Raw genomic sequence first — 18,109 nt, 5'->3', positions numbered from 1 at the left:
GCCTCAAGACATTCCGCCTTAGCTCAGTTGGTAGAGCAAATGACTGTTAATCATTGGGTCGCTGGTTCGAGCCCAGCAGGCGGAGCCAAATAAGGAAAGTCCGGTATCGCAAGGTGCCGGACTTTTTCTTTGTGTACTGATCGGTCGCTCCTCCAGCGTTTCCGAGGTCCCTGACAGCAATTTCCCTTCACCAATGAAAATGGGACAATAGCCAGCTTTACTTAGGGACGAGCCCAGACAATGAAAAACCGGCCTCATGTCGGCTTCATAATTACCAAAGCCGAAGTAGGCGGCGCACAGCGCTGGACACTGGATCAAATCCGACTCCTTCAAGGCGATCTGACCCCACACCTGATCTGTGGTGACAGCGGCTGGCTGACTGACACCCACACAGGCGAAAGCATGGTTCTCAACGCTATGCAAAAGCGACTCCCATCCCTCTCTGGCCTTCTGCAGCTGAAAGATTATCTGGCATCGCATAACATCCAGACTCTAGTCGCCAGCTCGGCCAACGCCGGTATTTATGCACGGCTCGTCAAGTTACTATTGCCAAAGCTAAGGGTCATATACGTTTCTCATGGATGGTCTGCTATCTACAACGGCGGCAAACTCGCCAAGCTCTACGCTTTGATAGAGCGTTCACTCAGTAGATTGACCGACCTAATCCTTAACGTCTCAAAAGCGGATGAAACAAAAAGCACCGAGCACATTCGAATACCTGCCAAGAAACAAATCACAATCCTTAACCGAACGCCTCGCCCAACCGGCCCCCTTCCCCCTCCCCCAGCCAGACCACTGCGGCTACTTTACCTGGGAAGGCTTGCGCACCCCAAGCGGCCAGATCTGCTTATCACAGCGGTCCGTAGCTTTTCCTCAGAGGAAGTGCAGCTAACGGTAATCGGCGACGGCCCGCAACGAAATAAGCTTGAACTACTGAAATCCGGCAACATTCATTTCATGGGTGAGATTAGAGACTTCAATCACTATCATGAACATCACGCTCTGTGCCTGATATCAGACAGCGAAGGGCTTCCCATGTCCGCTCTGGAGGCCAAAGCCGCAGGCATTCCTTTGTTAATGAGTGACGTGGGAGGGTGCGGAGAACTCATAAGGCCTGAAAAGCCAAATGGGCTCCTTTGCAGCAACGACCAAGATGCGATTATCAAGGCCATACAGGCACTCATAACCTCGCAAAATGAATACCTGGACAACGCCCAAGACACCGCAAAGGATGCCTGGCTCGAACCTCTCAAGGAGTCATATCTGGCCGCCTATTTGCCTCAAACCAACAGAGACCACCAGTGACCACTGAAAAACTGCCTATCAATCCAGCTCGACATACCCGCTTACATGAGCGCCTCCTGCTGAACCCGGTTATTGGCCATGTCGCAGGGCTACTCTTTATTCTACTGGGAAGTCAGATTTTCACTTTTGGCAAAATAACCCTTGAGTATGATCCCAACGTCATCAATTCCCAAATCACACTGGCGCTCATCTATTTAGGCTACGCACTTCTGAGTCGCAAACTCATCCGCTTTCCCGGCGGACGCAGCATCCCTTACAGCCTCTCGATCAGCCTTTCACTCATGGGACTCAGCATTCTGGTCATTCTTGCTCTTCGGTTTGGCTATTCACGCAGTACACTGTTTAGCGGTTTTGCCTTGATAATCATTGCGCAAGCGGCAAATTTCCTGATCAGCCGGCATTATCGAAATCTAAAATTTGCCTGGATTCCTTACGGAGAATCTATTCCCACATTCAACGACACCAATGTCGTCATCAGGGCGCTGGAAAAACCAGACCTTGAAACCACACGATACGATGGAATCATCGTCGATGTGGATCAGGAACTATCGAACGAATGGCTTCGTTTTATCGCCAAACACAGCTCCACCGGCCTTCCTGTGATTGCAACGAAATCCTTTATCGAGGCACTCTCAGGAAAGGTCAGCCTAAACAAACTAAACATCCATGATATGGACTCGTTCCACCCAAGCCAGGGATACCAACTCGTCAAACGAGCGATGGATCTACTAATTACAATACTGATACTCCCACTCATCACACCAGCCTGCATCATTCTCGCCTTAGTGATTCGCCTTGAATCAAAAGGCCCAGCAATGTTTATTCAGGAAAGAGTCGGTCAGAAAAACAAGACCTTCAAAATGTACAAATTTCGCTCGATGCGAATCTGTGACGATCAAACTCCACGATTTGCCGACATGGACCAGCACCGAATTACCCGAGTGGGCGCTATCATTAGAAAGCTACGGCTGGACGAACTTCCTCAGTTCATCAACGTCTTCACTGGTCATATGAGCCTTATTGGGCCCAGACCCGAACAGCCAGGTTTCGTTGAAAAATTCGAAGAGGAGGTCCCCTTCTACAGTTACCGGCACACCGTAAAACCCGGCATTACAGGCTGGGCGCAAGTAATGCAGGGATATGCCACCTGCACCGAAAGCACCCGTGAAAAAGTCGAGCATGACTTTTACTACATCAAGCACCTGTCGCTGTGGCTCGACCTTCTGATAATTATCAAGACTATCAGAACGGTCCTTACCGGGTTTGGGGCACGATAATCTAGTCTAAGAGACTAGAAAATCAACAACACCTTTCATCGCATTTGCCTTGGTAATGAAAGGTTCTGCCGCCATCCGAACTTCCTGACGATCAAACTTCCTTCCGCCGAACAACCTGGCCGCCTTCTTCAGATCTACATTCCCTTCTGGGTAAACCTCATAAAAAGGAAAATCCTCAGGCAATGATGAGTCCACATGGCCTGACACCACGGGCAACCCCATCGCCAACATCTCTCTAACCTTTAGCGTTGAAGCTTCTCGAAGACCCTTTTCCTCCAATGCAAGAGAGCCTATACCCGCATCGCAGATATTCATCACCGCTCTATATTCATTCTCTGATAAGACACCATGCTCCACGAAAACGCTGGTCAAGACGTCACTCCCATTGATGATCTCTCTCTGGTGCTCAGACAGCCTGCCGATAAGGTGCACCTTAATCGTGATTGCGCAATCTGCATCCATGCTCACCTGTACGCTATCAAACAAGCGTTCCAAACCATGCCAAGATGAAAATTCTGTGCAAATGAACGCAAGGTTAAACGTCCCACCTGAACGATAATCATCAAGCAGGGCTACTGAATTAGTGTCAATGCCATTTGGATACACAAAACCAGGCACCAGGCCACCAGCTCGTAGACATTGATAGTCAACTATTTCCTGTGTAACCCCAGCAATGGCAAAATTTCGCTTAAGAGCAAAACGACCAGCATAATTCTCAAGAAGAGACGCCATTCTACCTTTCCAGCCCGGCCTCACCAGCACCATTTCTTCGACTTCCTTGGTATGATGAACCGTAATTCGATTTCTAAAAAAAGGAGAAAAAAAGAGACTGAAGATATCAAAAGGCATATGCCTTACCAGAATATAATCACACTGACGTGACAACTTCAGAATAAGAAACCAAGCGAAAAACTGCCGAAGAAAGATGAAGCGGAAACACTTTGGAACTTGATGTACAAATGGGCTTTCAGCAGGGTAGTCATGCCAGGCAAGCGTCTCCCAGACATAACTCTGCGTATCACGCGCAGACTGATACTCACACAATAGCTGTTTTTTGATACCACCTGGCAACTCTCGAACAACCGTTAAATGCACTATTTTCATTAATCAGCAACTTAAATATTCACTATCAGACCGGCCACCCGGACTAGCTACTTCTCACTGGTAAAGCGACGAACCTTTCTTATCAATATACCTAGATACTTTTTGTCGATGAACCCGCAAACAAGAACAGCCGCTATCATTCCTAATATTAACAATAACTTAACACCCATCACGGCTATCGCGCCCCACTCTCCAGAATCGACCCTTGCTCCCCAAAAAGCCAGCAGTGCATACACCCCTAAACATCCTAGAACACGCCCCCACTGGAAGGGAACATGATAAAAGGACTGACTAAAAAGCACCCATATCACAAGGAACGCGGCAGTAGAAAGCACCAAGGTAATAGCAGCACCATACGCACCATACAGAGGCACAAGAATCAGGTTTCCAGCGATGCTTACCACTGCGGCCGCAATAGTTACCAACAGTTGCCAATGGGTCTTCTTTCGAATAGCAATACCCGGCGCAAAGACATACAGCTGCGAAGCCAACATCGCCGGAGCAAGGATAGAAACCAGCGGGGCCGCCTTATGAAATTCATGAGTAGAGAAAATTGCAATAAGTTCCTCAGCGAACACTGATAGCACAAGACACCCTGGCAACGCGATTGCAAGAAATCCATGAAAAAGGGTCGCGATTCTGCCAGGTGTTTCTGGGGCTTGATACTGACGATAAATAAGCGGAGTCAATGCAGCCTGAACACCTACGACCATTAACAATGAAGCCCCCCCAAGCCGACTCGCAATGGCATACAAGCCAACATCATCCAGGCTTGAAAAATGTTTTAATGCTATCCTGCTGGCATAGAGGTTGATAAAAACGGCAAGGCTAGCAGGAACCAGAGGGATAGAGAAACGCAGCATACCCTTGAGTAAACCAAGGCTCCTGCCTGCAAGATAATTACCATAGGAGAAGAACAAACAACAAAGAGCACCAATCACCGCAGCAGAGAATTGGGCAATTACGACACCTGTAAGCCCATACTCCATAACAAGGCACAAGAAAAAAGACACCAATAAAGTCGTCAGAGCATACAGTAAACTGGCCAGCGCATATTGTTTGCTTTTAAGGTCCCACCGAAGCTGATTAAGCATAAACATATAAATGCCGTTGGCGGTAACAAATAGCATCCCCCAACGAAAGGCCGAAACAAATTCAGTATCGCCAAGTAAAAGGCGGGTAAGTGTTACATCAAAATACAAACACAGGGAAAGAAAAGCCGAGTACATTACTAAAACAAATAGCAACGCAGTACTTCCTAACTCTTTGCGCCTTTCCTCATTCGCATCTGCCTGCAAGCGAGCATAACCCTGTGTCACTTCAAGAGCGACGGTAACATTCGCCAGCCCCCCCAAACTAACAATGAGGTCATAAGCCCCGTACTCACTAGTACTTAAAACTCGGGTATAAATGGGGAGAAGAAGAATAGCGAGGCCACGCGTGAGCAAGGATGCAACCCCATAAACCAGGCTATCCCTTATTACCCCTCTATACATCTCAACCCTGCCGCCGTTTCGACATAGCCAGAAACAGATCACGTAATCTCGGCTTGTCCTCTAACTGCAACGCCTCAGTGCCAAATCGATCAACCATCAAACCTATCATTCTCGCAGCCTGGTAATCTGGCATACCACAACCAGCGCTATAGCGAACATTAATCGGGTCAAACCACCAATCAGCAGGAACATCGCCGCTAATCAGCTGCAAATACCGCTCAGCAACCGCGAGACTATTCCATTTTTTAAGCACAAAACTCTGTGCAGCCATCCCAAGCTGTTGCCGATAATCATTATCAACGATAAGCCGCTCTACTGCGGCATCAAGTGCTTCAGGCATCACAAAACACGATGGGGGCAAATCTTCTTCCGCCAACATCTCGCTAACGTCCTGGGAAAAGTACCCTCCCACAACAGAAGGTTTCGCGAAAAATGCCGCTTCAGTGGCCAGCACAGCCATAGGAGTATCGGAGTAAAGTTGGTCAATCACAAAATCACAAGATGTGAGTGCATCCAGCACTTCATCGTTTGACACTCCCTCCAATCGAACAAAATCAATCTGATAGCCTTTTGCTCGCATGCGCCCAACACACTCCTCAATCAATGCCGACCCCTTCAAAACAGGGTGCGAGGGGCTGTGAACAATTTTTATAGACCTTTTACCCTCTTTCTTTTCATACGCTTTAACTACAGGAATCGTCTTTGGGATCCCAATCGAAAACCAGTTAATAAACGGCTTTTCTTGGAACTGGGCAGTCGATGGGGAGTTAATAGTGTAATCCGCATACCGCTCATTTCGGCGAACTACTCTTTTGACCTTGCGTGTCATTTTTAACGCAAGGAGAAGATCTGGAGCATCACCCCCTGCCGGAAAAAAACCACCATTAATGTAAGGAGGCCTTGACTCTGTCCCTGAATATATGAAAACAACAGTTTTTCTCAAACGCTTCAATATCCAGAGCTCGAACTCTGTATTAGTAATTGTCTGCGCAAACAGAAAAATGAAGGTATTAAAACGGAATAAGGAAAAGAACAATACAGGCCAAGACAGCAATTTGTGCCAGAGCAACCAGAATGCAGCAACCGGGGTCCTTTTGCTCCGATATTTCAGAACCTTACTGCCGGCCTTCTGCCAAGCTGCCAAAATACCTTTTGGGGAGGAAGACGAGTATCCGTATGGGTGCGGATAGGCCAGACACACTCTTGCTGAAACACCAAGTTGGTGAAACCCATTCTCAAGCCCAGACGCTATTCCCGCAATTTCCATGGGACCGATAAAAACTTCGGGTTTTCTTGGCACTCTCATCATGCTTCGCCAACGACCCGGCAAGGCGTTCCATAGGCCTTCATTCCGGCAGGCACATCCTGCATAACTAAACTGTTCGCCCCTATGACCACTCCGTCCCCTATTGTCACCCCCATGGCGATCACACTATTCGGGCCGATATAGCAATTCGAGCCGATTTTTGTAGGCGAGGCCTCGATCGGCGCCTTGCCACCACTGAGAGAGCGACTAACCGTATCGTGAGTATAAATCTGCACGCCAGCAGAGATGGAACAATGAGAGCCAATTATCAGCCCGCCGCCAGAGCCATCCAGAATCGTGAAAGGGCCAACCCAAGTATGCTCACCCACAGTGACATCACCAAAGACCAGGCAGCTGTCGTACACCGACGTCCCTTCACCAAAGCCCAGAAATCTGGCCTTTTCCCAACGATCAACAAAATAATCGGCGAATGGCAAAGTCCGATGAAACCGCTGATTCAGAGACTCACGCTGCTTTATCCAAAGAGCTTTGATTTCATCCAGAAGCGTCATGGTCGTGCCCCTTAATCGGCCAGAACAGCGGCCATAGCAGCACAGACAACGGATATGTCATTCTCATCCAGTTGCTCGAACATGGGGAGTGCCAAGCCTTTATCTGCCAGAACACCACCGTTAATAGAGGGCAGAATTGGTTTACCATATAAGCCAATGGCACTAAGACTCTGTGCCCCGAGATTGCTCTCAATACCGCGTTCTCTCAGTGCATGGATCACCTCTGCTCTATCAAACCGCGAGGCAAGAACAACCATAAACGTTTGCAGACTGTGCCCTGTCTCAATCTTTGGAACAAACAACTTACCTTCAGCGACCAAAAGCGCCAAACCATTTTGGTAACTCTGATACAGACGATGGCGCTTTCCGATCCATTCATCCAAATGGGGAAGCTGTCGCAGTCCCAGAGCTGCCTGAAAATTGGTCATACGATAATTCGTTGCCGGCTCCATGAACCGCATACCAGCAGCGGTTCGCTCCATTCCATGGTTCCGCAAACGGCGCATTCTGTCCGCAAGCTCGGGGCTACTTGTCGCAATGGCGCCCCCTTCACCGGTGGTTAGGGTTTTACGTGGATGAAACGAAAAACAGGCAGCCTCACCAGTTTTTCCTACTTTTCCATCAGCACCCCTTGCTCCCAGAGCACAGGCAGCATCTTCAATAATACGTAGGCTATATTGACTGGCTAGGGCTCTTATTTTTCCCATGTCAGCAACAGCACCAAACTCATGGACCGGCATTATTCCTTTGAGCATCTCTGGGCCATCCCAGCATCGGATAGTATCTTCCAATGCAGCAACCGATATCGTGTAACTACTCGGCTCCACATCTACAATGACCGGACGAGCACCAGTCAGTGCGATCGCATTTGCTGAGGCCGGAAAAGTGAAATCAGGAACCAGCACCGCATCACCTGGGCCGATATCCATGGCCAGCAGCGAGACATGCAAAGCCGCCGTGCCGGAGGACACCAGAATCACACTATGGCAGCCCAGATATTCTGCAAGGGCAACCTCAAAAGCCTCGCTCTCCGGTCCATGAACCAGATAGCCACTACGCAGCACGTCAACAACGCCGGCAATGGCTTCCTCGCTTATATTAGGTTGCGAAAGTTTCAGCATGATCAACTCTTGAACAGATCCGAGAGTTCCGGCAGAACATTCTCGTTCTCAGCAATCCAGGCCGCAGTGTTACGCAGCCCCTCCTCCAGATCGACCTTGGCCTCAAAATCAATCAACTCTTTGGCTTTTCCGACCTTAGGGATTCGCAATTCAATATCCGCCGATAATGCATCCTTGAAAACAATCTTTGACTGACTGCCAGTGACATGACATACGGCCTGAGCCAAACCATAAATGGTGGTCACGGCCCGAGAGTTACCAATATTAAATGATTCTCCCACAGCATTCGGGTGCTCAAGGCCAGCCAGGACACCGTCTACCATATCGTCAACATAGCACCAGGCACGGATCTGGGCACCATCCCCAAAAATGGTAATATCCTGATTATTAAGAGCTTTACGGACAAAAATAGAAATCGCACCTTCACCAGTCTGCCCTGGCCCATACACATTAAACGGTCTAACAGTCACCGTCGGCAGTCCGAACTCCTTGTAGTAAGCGTGAGCGAGATGCTCACCAGCCAGCTTGCTGACCGCGTAGGTCCAACGGGCTTCGCCTACAGCCCCGGTAACAGTTTGTTGAAGCTCATCCACTTTGAACGCGTACGAGCCAAACACCTCCGAAGTAGAGAACTCAACAAAACGCTCAATTCCTCCAACTTCCTTTGCCGCTTGCAAAGCATTAGCTGTCCCCAGCATGTTCACCTGCATGGTGGTCACCGGGCTACGCACGGTGGACTCGATGCCAGCAATTGCTGCTGCATGTACGACCAGATCCGACCCTGCCATCGCAGCTTTAAGCGCTGGCAAATCCAGCACATCGCCTTTTATCTGTCGAACATTGGGGTGAGAAGCATACGGCGTGTCTTTCAAGGTGTTTCGAGTGTAGTTGTCGTACGCCACTATTTTATTGTTATCAGCCAGACGGGAGATCAACATGCTTGCAATAAACCCGGCGCCACCGGTAATAAAGATCGTTTTTCCTTGAATCATAACTGTACCTATAACGGGGTTAATGCTCTGTGCTGTGTTTTAGTGGAGGGAATGACGACACACCCCCAAGGGCATACCTTCATTGCAAGCCCCCCTCATGGGCGGCTGACCAAGCATTCTACCGGCTATCTATATCAATGCGTAGTCAGCCAGCATATCCAGCTGGGTTATTTTTCTGCCAACGCCAATGATCGCAACACATATCATCAATATTTCGCGCCGCCCTCCAGCCAAGCACCGAAAAGGCATGAGACGGGTCAGCATAGCACTGCGCCACATCTCCAGGCCGCCGGCCGACAATTTCGTAGGGGACCTGCCTTCCAGAAGCTTCTGCAAACGCCTTCACCATTTCCAGCACACTGTAGCCCTGGCCAGTACCGAGATTGGTGGTAATCAACCCCCCTTTGTCCTGCAGGGTTTGCACTGCCGCCAAATGCCCCTGCGCCAAATCCATGACATGTATATAGTCTCTCACCCCAGTACCGTCCGGAGTGGGATAGTCATCGCCAAAGACACTCAATTTATCCCGTTGACCTACAGCCACCTGGGCAATAAAGGGCATCAGGTTGTTAGGTATGCCGTTGGGATCTTCACCAATCTGACCGCTTTCATGGGCCCCTACGGGGTTGAAGTAGCGTAGAAGAGCTATCTGCCATCGGTTATCACTAGCGTAGAGACCACGGAGCATGTCCTCAATATGCAGCTTGGTCGCACCGTAGGGGTTCGTCGCACTAAGTGGGAAGTCTTCCCGGATCGGGACCGTTGCAGGATCGCCATAGACCGTCGCTGAAGAACTGAAGACCATGGTGCGTACGCCGGCACGCTCCATCGCCTCAAGTAACCGGAGGCTTCCCGTCACGTTGCAGTCGTAGTAGGCAAGCGGCATGGCGACAGATTCTCCCACCGCCTTGAGGCCAGCAAAATGGATTACTGCCGCAATATCATGGGCTGAGAACAGGGCATCCAGGCCGCTGGTATCACGAATATCGCCCTGTACAAAGGTTACGGATTTGCCGGTAAGCCGTTCCACACGGACCAGGCTCTCCCGACTACTGTTGCTTAGATTATCCAACACCACCACCTGATGCCCAGCTTCCAGCAACAACAAAACGGTATGAGACCCGATATAACCCGCACCGCCCGTTACCAGGATACTTTTCATCGCTTACGCCTCCGAGTCGTCGGCCTCCGCCTCAGACTTGTCTTACTCAAACAGTGGTTTGTGGATGACACACCGGAATCATTCAACCACATAAGGTGGCTATTGGACCTGCGGCAACCCAGAACATTCAGTGCCGCCTCCGCCACAAACGATAACCACGACAGATAGGCCTACTATGCCATTTTATCGCTCCAGTTTCCGCCATACCTTCAGCACCGGGGATACCGTTGAGCTGACCTCACACCCCTACCCGGCCAATAGCTGGGAACACGCCCGGCAACTGGCTGATGCGTTTGGCTACGAGGATGTAAGGATTGCTGTCGAGGACCGACATACCGATGGCCGAATTACCGTATACCCCATGCTTACCAGCGTTGAATGACCGCGTTCCTGGAACAAACCACAATCGATGAGTGCCGAAACGCTATCGCTTACCACCCACTCATGGGCAGAACCGATCACACCGCGCCGTAGTGATAACTATGAGGGAGTCCGCTCAGGCGCGGATATGAAGACGGTTTTGTGGTTTCCTGACAGGGATGAGCGACAGGCCATCCTTGGCCTGAGGGCAAACTCAACCACTGTACTGTGTCGGATTACGGCTACGCCTAATCCGACCTACGTAAAACCAGCTAGCCGAATAGTCTTGTTTTGCAGGCCGAATCAGCCTAAAAAGCGCAGCCCGACATCCTGCTTAGCCAATAAACCTTAAACGATCGCAGCGATCAGTTGTTTTACACAGGCTTCGATATCGTTCTCAGCGGTGTTGATCACCAGCTCTGGCTTGGCGGGCGCTTCGTAGGGGCTATCGATACCGGTAAATTCCTTGATAATGCCCTGGCGCGCTTTCTGGTACAGGCCTTTCGGGTCACGCTTCTCACACTCTTCCAGCGGCGCGTCCACAAACACTTCCACGAACTCGCCATCTTCAAACAACTCACGGGCTGCATCACGGTCTGCGCGGAACGGGCTAATAAAGGCCGTCACCACAATCAAACCCGCATCCACCATCAACTTGGCCACTTCAGACACCCGGCGGATATTCTCGGTACGGTCTTCATCGCTCATGCCCAGGTTCTTGTTCAGGCCGTGGCGTACATTGTCGCCATCCAGCAGGTAGGTATGGTTACCCTGTTCGGTCAACGCCACTTCCAACGCATTCGCCAGCGTGGACTTACCGGAACCGGAGAGGCCTGTCAGCCAGATACACTTCGGTTTCTGCCCTTTAACCTTGGCGCGGTCTGCCTTGGACACATTGGACTCATGCCATACGACATGGGCTTTGGATTCGTTTGCTTTTTCCTGGTATGGAGAAGACATAGATACCTCACTTTGTTCGAAGAGCAGCGGCTAGCTGCGAGCTTCTAGCTGCTAGAAAAACACAACCGGGCCTTTGGCCCAGCACCATAAAATCACTTCAACTTGCGCATGATCGCGAACAGCATTTTCGATAACTGCTCAACTTCATCGCCCCACCTTTTGCTCATCGCATCAGGGATATAGCCGATCCTGCTGCCAACAATTAGCTGAGTCTTCAATTCACCCGCCGAACCCTTGGCATAGTTCAGAAACAACGCTTTCTCTTTGTCAGAAGCTCTCTCGAAGCCCTCTGCAATATTCGAAGGCAAGGACAGCGAGGATCGGGTTATCTGATCCCTAAACCCGAAGTCACGGTGCCCAGCAAAGTGTTGATAGATCTCAACACTTAAATCCACTGACCGACGCCAAATATCCAAATTCTCTAGGCGCATCCTTGCTCCCTCCATATTTATGGTCACTCCCATCCTTGGGAACTTTTTTGGTTTTTCCTATCTATTTTTTCGTAGCTCGTAGCTCGTAGCTCGTAGCTCGTAGCTCGTAGCTCGTAGCTCGTAGCTCGTAGCTCGTAGCTCGTAGCTCGTAGCTCGTAGCTCGAAACTTTCAAAACCCCCAAACCATCGGAATAACGCTAAGGCTGATCACCGCCACCACCACACTCATCGGAAACCCGATTTTCAGGTAATCCCGGAACGTGTAGCCTCCCGGCCCCATTACCATAAGGTTGGTCTGGTAACCCAGCGGAGTCATGAAGCTCGCGGAAGCGGCGAACATGACGGCAACGATAAAGGGCATGGGGCTGACGCCCAGCTGTTCAGCAACGCCAATGGCAATAGGAAAAACCAGCACGGCGGCAGCATTGTTGGTGATCATTTCGGTAAACACGGCCGTGAGCAAATAAATGATCACCAGCGCCATAAAGGGCGACAGACCGCCCTCCGGAATCACCTGCTCTACAATCCAGGCAGCCGCGCCGCTGGACTCCATGGCTTTACCCAGCGCAAACGACGCACCAATCACCACCAGTACCGGCAGGTTGACGCTTACATTCATCCGCGAGCGGTTCACGGTGACACAGCGCAGGGCGATCATCAGCCCTGCAGCAAACATGGCCGCCTCCAGGGTCGAGGCCAGCCCCAACACATTCGCCATCACCATGGCCACCAGCACCGCAACGGCCAGCGGCGCCCGACGAAAGTCCGGGGGGGTGGAATCCTTCAACGGGCTGACCAGCATGAAATCGCGACGATACTGATATTGCTCGACAAACTGCTGGCTGGTTTCCAGCAGCAGGGTGTCCCCTACCTTCAAACTCTGCTCGCCCACCTTGCCAGGCACTCGCTTCCCGTTACGGCTAATACTCAAAATTGCCGCCTGGTAGCGGGTACGAAAGCCAGTTTCCTTCACCGAACGGCCAATGCCAGGGAACTCCGGGCTCAGTACCACTTCCACGAGGTGGCGTTGGTGGTTATTCAAGCCCAATTTGTGAGCCCCACCATGGGCGGCCTGCAAACCGTTGATACGTTGTAGCTCCCGCGCACACTCCGGCACCCCGACAAACGCCAGCAGATCACCTTCCTGCAGCGTCATTTCCGGGCCAACCGCCGTAAACAAGCGTTCGTCGCGCTGAATATCGGTCAAAAAGCCATAGGTCAGATTGCGCAGCCCAGCATCCTGAATGGTACGCCCTGCCAGCGGGCTGCCTTTCGCCACCAGCATCTCAACGTGGTACTCACGGGCATCTTCCCACTGGGACGCCATACTCGCCCGGTTCGGCAACAAGAAGCGGCTGACCAGCAACATGAAGGCCGCACCGCCGAGCAACACCGGCACGCCCACCCAGGCCACATCGAAAATGCCGAACGCCGGCAGGCCTTTCTCCTGTACCAGGCCATCCACCACCAGATTGGTGCTAGTGCCAATCAGCGTACAGGTACCGCCGAGAATAGCCGCATAACTCAACGGCAACAGCAGTTTAGAGGCAGACAACCGCAAGCGTTGCGCCCATTCCTGCACCGCAGGAATCATCATCGCCACAACCGTGGTGTTGTTCAGGAAGGCACTCAGAATGGACGCCGGCGCGATCAACCGAAATTGGCTGGAAAGTACGGACTTGGGCTGGCCCAGCAACCGGTGCGCTACCCAGTAAATGGCGCCAGTATCCCGCAAGGCAGCCGCCACCACGTACAGCGCCGCAATGGTCATCAAGCCAGGGTTGGCAAAACCGGACAGCGCCTCGCCCGGGGAAATGATACCCGTGACCAGCACCAGTACCAGCGCCGCCATCATGGTCATATCCGCAGGCACACGGTTGCTAGCCAGCGCCCCCAGCACAGCCAACACAATCAGCAGTGTTATCAGTATTTCCAGCGTCATCAGATGAACCAGACAGAACCCAAGCCGCGCGACAAACCGCGCAGCAAAAAGGGCATTTTACAGGGCAAAGGGAATATAAAAAGGGAGAGCTTAGTCAAATTTAATATAAGCAAAAACCAACACCCACAGCATAATGTCGGATTACGGCTGCGCCTAATTCGACCTACGAAACTACGGGTGAGTGGATCTTGTAGGTCGGATTAGCCTGAAAGGCGTAATCCGACATTATCAGGAAAAGCTATTCCACCGCGCTGGCGGTTTTCGCCACCATCGCCGGTAATTCACGGCTGGGCGCGCTTTTGGGCGCCTCTACGCTCACTCCGCTCGGCTCGTACCCATTCACATAGCTACGCAGCAAAGCCCGCAGGGCATCCTGGTCAGCGCGGTTCAACGCCTTGCGGAAGGCTTCCAGAGCGAAAGAGATTTCATCCCATTCCAGCTTTTCTTCATGGGCCTGCATAATCATCTCGTGTTCGGTACGCGTACTGCAGTCACCGATCAGCAGCTCTTCATAGAGCTTCTCACCCGGGCGCAGGCCGGAAAAGGCAATCTCGATATCACCATCCGGGCTCTTCTCATCCCGCACGGACATGCCCATCAAATGCACCATGGTCCGCGCCAGGTCCACAATGCGCACCGGCTCGCCCATATCCAGCACGAACACCTCGCCGCCCTGGGCCATGGCACCCGCCTGGATCACCAGCTGGGAAGCCTCCGGAATCGTCATGAAATAACGAATCACATCCGGGTGGGTCACCGTCACCGGCCCACCCTTTTGAATCTGGTCACGGAACAGGGGCACCACCGAACCGGACGAACCCAGCACATTGCCAAAACGCACCATGGAGAACACCGTCTCCGAACCCCGCGCAGCAATAGCCTGGAGCACCAACTCGGCAAAACGCTTGGTGGCGCCCATTACATTAGTCGGGCGAACCGCCTTGTCAGTGGACACCAGAATAAAGTGCTTCACATGGGCCGCTTCGGCCCCCTGTGCGGCTTCCAGCGTCCCGATAATATTATTCCGTACGCCGGCAGAAGGGTTGGCCTCAACAATCGGCACATGTTTGTACGCGGCCGCGTGATAGACGGTATCCACCCGATGCTCACGGCACAGCCGCTCCATCAGGCCCCGGTTCACCACCGAACCCAACACCGCCTCGATCTCGATATCCTTGCTGCGCGCCCCCGCCAGCGCCCGCAGCTCCTTCTCGATGGCATACAGCCCGAACTCGCTCTGCTCCAGCAACACCAGTTTGGAGGGGTGCAACTTGAGAATTTGCCGGCACAACTCGCTGCCAATGGAACCACCCGCACCGGTTACCAGCACATGCTTGCCACTGATACAGCGCGTCAGCAGATCCGCCCGGGGCGGGACAGCGTCACGGCCCAGCAGGTCTTCAATGGACACTTCCTTGATTTCTTCAAGGCGCGCTTTGCCACTGGCAATATCCGCAAATGACGGTACCGTCTGCACATGCACATTCAGCGTTTCCAGCCAGCGTACCACCGCCATACGGGTGGCCCGGCTTTCTGAAGGCAGCGCCAGCAACACAGTACGAATCGCCCCACGCTCCACCGCTTTTTCCAGGGCTCGGCGGCCCACTACCGGCACACCACAGAGCAGCGTACCCTGCTTACCGGGCGCGTCGTCCACGATCATCAACGGGTGCAGCTCGGCCGTAGAAAGCAGGCCCGAAACCAGCTGGGCACCGGCACCACCGGCACCAAACACCGCCACCGCTTCACGGGCAATACGCTTGCCCAGCACGTTATAGAGGAAGCGGCGCATCATGAAGCGGCTGCCGCCCAAGTAGAGCACCAGCACCGCCCAGAAAATCAGAAACACTGAGCGCGGCGTAGAGGCCGACACCATGTAAGAGGACGCCGCCAGCAACACCACCGTAATGGTGACACCCGCCAGGATCGACCAAGCCACCTCCGCGCCGAGATAGCGCACGATCGAGCGGTAAAAACCAAACACGTACAGGGCAGGCAACAACAACAGAGGCGCCGCCACCAACAACCAAAGATCGTCAATCTCAGGACTGGGGGAATTCAGGCGCAACGCGTAAGCCAGCCACAGCAGCAGCGGCACAGCAAGCGCATCCGCACCAAGCATGATCAGGCGCTTGGCCGCGCGCGAGAGCGACACCATCCGATGTACAGGGGAATAGAGATATTTGTTCGTCATAACAGGTCCATCCATGCGACCACAGGGCCGACTAACACGGCAAAGTCCCTCTTAGCCATAAGACTGTGATTTTCGTCACACTACTTAGCCGGGGGAGCATTATAAGCCGTTCTCCAGGATATCCAACGGGTAAAAAGCACTAATTTCGAGGCAATCTAGTCATGAACCGTGACAATTAGGCGACAAACGGATACTGAGGTCTGTGATAATTCACTCGCAATCACTCATCTTTTTCAATCTGTTGCAAACGAGCGCTACACTACAACCCACCAGCCCGGTAGGTCGAAATAGTCCGAAGGACGTAATCCGACATCCATCCATAGACCAAATCAAACACAGCCATGACAAGATGCACTCCACGTGCCGGGCCCCTGTCGGATTACGCCTTTCAGGCTAATTCGACCTACAAACCACAAAACACACCATCCACTCGTAGGTCGTGTTAAGCCGAAGGCCGTAACCCGACATCGGCCTGACACTCAGCCGCCTGTTTGAGCAAGCACCAGCACGCCACCAGCAACCCCAGAAACCCAGCCAGACCACGGGGGTCCCGCAACATCGACTGGCTCAGCCCGAAGCCCATAAACGCCACCACAACCAGGGCACCGCACAGCGCAAAGGCTCTCATCTCGCGCTGTACCGCCTCATTCCCGGCATGGCCAGCCCGGCGCCAATAGCGCCAGAACAGCCCCAAAGGCACCAAATACAAGGCAAACAGCGATAGCCCCCCAACAATGCCTCGCCGGGCCAGAGTATCCACAGTATCGCTGTGCAGCTGATCATACTGGCTAATACCCCGATTAAAGCGGCCTTCAGCCACCCATTCGTCTCGCTGGGCTTCCAGCTTGCCTTCGCCCCAACCCAGCAAGGGTTTTTGCTGAACCAAATGCCAACCGGCCCGCCACATTTCCAATCGTACGCCCAGCGACGAACCTGCATCGCCCTGGGCGTACTCCTGAAGGTTTTCCACACCCTCTCCCACCCGGGCAGACACCGACGCCCGCGGCAGAAACGCCATGGCCAGCAATGCCGTCATCAACACCACTACCAACGCAACCACCCGCCCACGGGACAAGGAAGTCAGTGCAGCGGCACATAACAAAAGCGCTAGTGCAGGAAACACCACCCATCCACCACGCGTACCGGATAACACCGAAGCCAGCAGCCCGGCGAATGCAGCCAGAACCAGTGCCGCGCTCAACCATACACCAAACCGGGGAGCCAATGCCCCTCGCAAAGACACCAAGGGAACCAAAGACAGCGAGCCAAGCAACAGCGCAATATTGCCGAACGGAATCGCATTCATGCCATTATCCGGGCGCCATCGCCCCAACCAGAAGTGCTCATGGGCCGCAATGCCGCCGGCACAGAGCGCCCCCACAACCACGCCCCACCACCAGGCCGAGGCCGCCGGTGGTACGTACCGCCAAGCCAGCAGAACCAGAGCAGACAACAGAGGCCACACCGGCAACCATCGCCCTTCACCTTCGGTCCCCATCGGCCATTGCCCGGCACGCCAGACATCCGCAAGCCACACCAGGGAAAAGCACAACAACACCAAGAGCATGGCGAGATCATCCCCCGCCAATCGAGCATGCCCTCGCTGAAACTCCACCAAGCACAACAACGCCGCGACAACCGCCAACACAGGTAACACCGCATAGGCAGACTGAAACACCAGCAGAAAGGCAAGAAAGGAAAACAACAGAATGCTAGCGGAGAATCGGCAGAATCGAATCAAAAACCCACCTCATCGGTAGGTCGAATTAGTCCGAAGGACGTAATCCGACACTCATTCATCCGTGAATCAAGCCGAGCGTAGCAATGACACGACACAATCACAGGCCAAGTCCATTGTCGGATTACGCCTTTAGGCTAATGCGACCTACAAATCACAAACACGAACCAGTCGCTCGCAGGTCGTGTTTACCCAAGGGCACAGAGAGG

At 52.6% G+C, this 18,109-nt stretch carries 15 protein-coding genes and 1 tRNA gene; 4 read left to right on the top strand and 12 right to left on the bottom strand.

Translation table 11 applies throughout. The features are described from left to right. Positions 1-12 precede the first annotated feature (12 nt). The 3 genes from COA55_RS07260 (at position 13) to COA55_RS07250 (ending at position 2,582) form a co-directional block, all read left to right on the top strand. Positions 13-88: transfer RNA gene (locus COA55_RS07260), tRNA-Asn, on the top strand. Positions 89-240: 152 nt separating this feature from the next. Continuing rightward, the gene (locus COA55_RS07255) at positions 241-1,305 is read left to right on the top strand and encodes a glycosyltransferase (protein ID WP_290501193.1); all 1,065 of its coding nucleotides are present in this window, start codon (positions 241-243) and stop codon (positions 1,303-1,305) included. After that, the gene (locus COA55_RS07250; protein WP_290501192.1) at positions 1,302-2,582 is read left to right on the top strand and encodes an exopolysaccharide biosynthesis polyprenyl glycosylphosphotransferase; all 1,281 of its coding nucleotides are present in this window, start codon (positions 1,302-1,304) and stop codon (positions 2,580-2,582) included. The genes COA55_RS07255 and COA55_RS07250 overlap by 4 nt, the downstream gene beginning before the upstream one ends. A gap of 6 nt (positions 2,583-2,588) precedes the next feature. Here COA55_RS07250 and COA55_RS07245 read toward each other — a convergent pair whose 3' ends face one another. The 7 genes from COA55_RS07245 to galE form a co-directional block, all read right to left on the bottom strand. Then, the gene (locus tag COA55_RS07245) at positions 2,589-3,686 is read right to left on the bottom strand and encodes a hypothetical protein (RefSeq protein WP_290501191.1); all 1,098 of its coding nucleotides are present in this window, start codon (positions 3,684-3,686) and stop codon (positions 2,589-2,591) included. Between the two features lie 47 nt (positions 3,687-3,733). Then, positions 3,734-5,182: an oligosaccharide flippase family protein gene (locus tag COA55_RS07240; RefSeq protein WP_290501190.1), complete on the bottom strand. Its 1,449-nt coding sequence runs from the start codon at positions 5,180-5,182 to the stop codon at positions 3,734-3,736. A 1-nt stretch (position 5,183) separates the two neighbouring features. Further along, the gene (locus tag COA55_RS07235) at positions 5,184-6,491 is read right to left on the bottom strand and encodes a hypothetical protein (RefSeq protein ID WP_290501189.1); all 1,308 of its coding nucleotides are present in this window, start codon (positions 6,489-6,491) and stop codon (positions 5,184-5,186) included. Continuing rightward, complete coding sequence (locus COA55_RS07230; protein ID WP_290501188.1) at positions 6,488-7,000, bottom strand: acyltransferase; 513 nt, start codon at positions 6,998-7,000, stop codon at positions 6,488-6,490. The genes COA55_RS07235 and COA55_RS07230 overlap by 4 nt, the downstream gene beginning before the upstream one ends. 11 nt (positions 7,001-7,011) lie before the next feature. Beyond that, positions 7,012-8,121, bottom strand: coding sequence for a DegT/DnrJ/EryC1/StrS family aminotransferase (locus tag COA55_RS07225; protein ID WP_290501187.1), 1,110 nt, complete (start codon positions 8,119-8,121; stop codon positions 7,012-7,014). Positions 8,122-8,123: 2 nt separating this feature from the next. Then, on the bottom strand, positions 8,124-9,113 hold the full coding sequence (locus COA55_RS07220; RefSeq protein WP_290501186.1) for an NAD-dependent epimerase/dehydratase family protein: 990 nt from the start codon (positions 9,111-9,113) through the stop codon (positions 8,124-8,126). Between the two features lie 145 nt (positions 9,114-9,258). After that, the gene (galE, locus tag COA55_RS07215; protein ID WP_290501185.1) at positions 9,259-10,275 is read right to left on the bottom strand and encodes a UDP-glucose 4-epimerase GalE; all 1,017 of its coding nucleotides are present in this window, start codon (positions 10,273-10,275) and stop codon (positions 9,259-9,261) included. Positions 10,276-10,450: 175 nt separating this feature from the next. Here galE and COA55_RS07210 point away from each other — a divergent pair, with 175 nt between their 5' ends. Next, a complete protein-coding gene (locus COA55_RS07210) occupies positions 10,451-10,657 on the top strand; it encodes a hypothetical protein (protein ID WP_290501184.1) in 207 nt (68 codons plus the stop codon). A 326-nt stretch (positions 10,658-10,983) separates the two neighbouring features. On the opposite strand, the gene cysC is transcribed toward COA55_RS07210, so the two are convergent. The 5 genes from cysC to COA55_RS07185 form a co-directional block, all read right to left on the bottom strand. Continuing rightward, positions 10,984-11,595 carry an adenylyl-sulfate kinase gene (gene cysC / locus COA55_RS07205; protein ID WP_290501183.1) on the bottom strand — a complete coding sequence of 204 codons (612 nt, stop codon included), beginning with the start codon at positions 11,593-11,595 and terminating at the stop codon, positions 10,984-10,986. A 92-nt stretch (positions 11,596-11,687) separates the two neighbouring features. Further along, positions 11,688-12,053, bottom strand: coding sequence for a four helix bundle protein (locus tag COA55_RS07200; protein ID WP_290501182.1), 366 nt, complete (start codon positions 12,051-12,053; stop codon positions 11,688-11,690). A 142-nt stretch (positions 12,054-12,195) separates the two neighbouring features. Beyond that, positions 12,196-13,968 (bottom strand): SLC13 family permease, encoded by a 1,773-nt coding sequence (locus tag COA55_RS07195; RefSeq protein WP_290501181.1) that lies wholly within the window; start codon positions 13,966-13,968, stop codon positions 12,196-12,198. A 238-nt stretch (positions 13,969-14,206) separates the two neighbouring features. Beyond that, positions 14,207-16,162, bottom strand: a complete 1,956-nt coding sequence (locus COA55_RS07190) for a nucleoside-diphosphate sugar epimerase/dehydratase (RefSeq protein WP_363969887.1) — start codon at positions 16,160-16,162, stop codon at positions 14,207-14,209. Positions 16,163-16,604: 442 nt separating this feature from the next. Then, positions 16,605-17,903: an O-antigen ligase family protein gene (locus COA55_RS07185; protein ID WP_290501180.1), complete on the bottom strand. Its 1,299-nt coding sequence runs from the start codon at positions 17,901-17,903 to the stop codon at positions 16,605-16,607. Between the last annotated feature and the right edge of the window lie 206 nt (positions 17,904-18,109).

This window comes from Alcanivorax sp., from assembly GCF_002733835.1.
Lineage (GTDB): Bacteria > Pseudomonadota > Gammaproteobacteria > Pseudomonadales > Alcanivoracaceae > Alcanivorax.
This window is presented reverse-complemented; position numbering and strand designations above follow the sequence as displayed.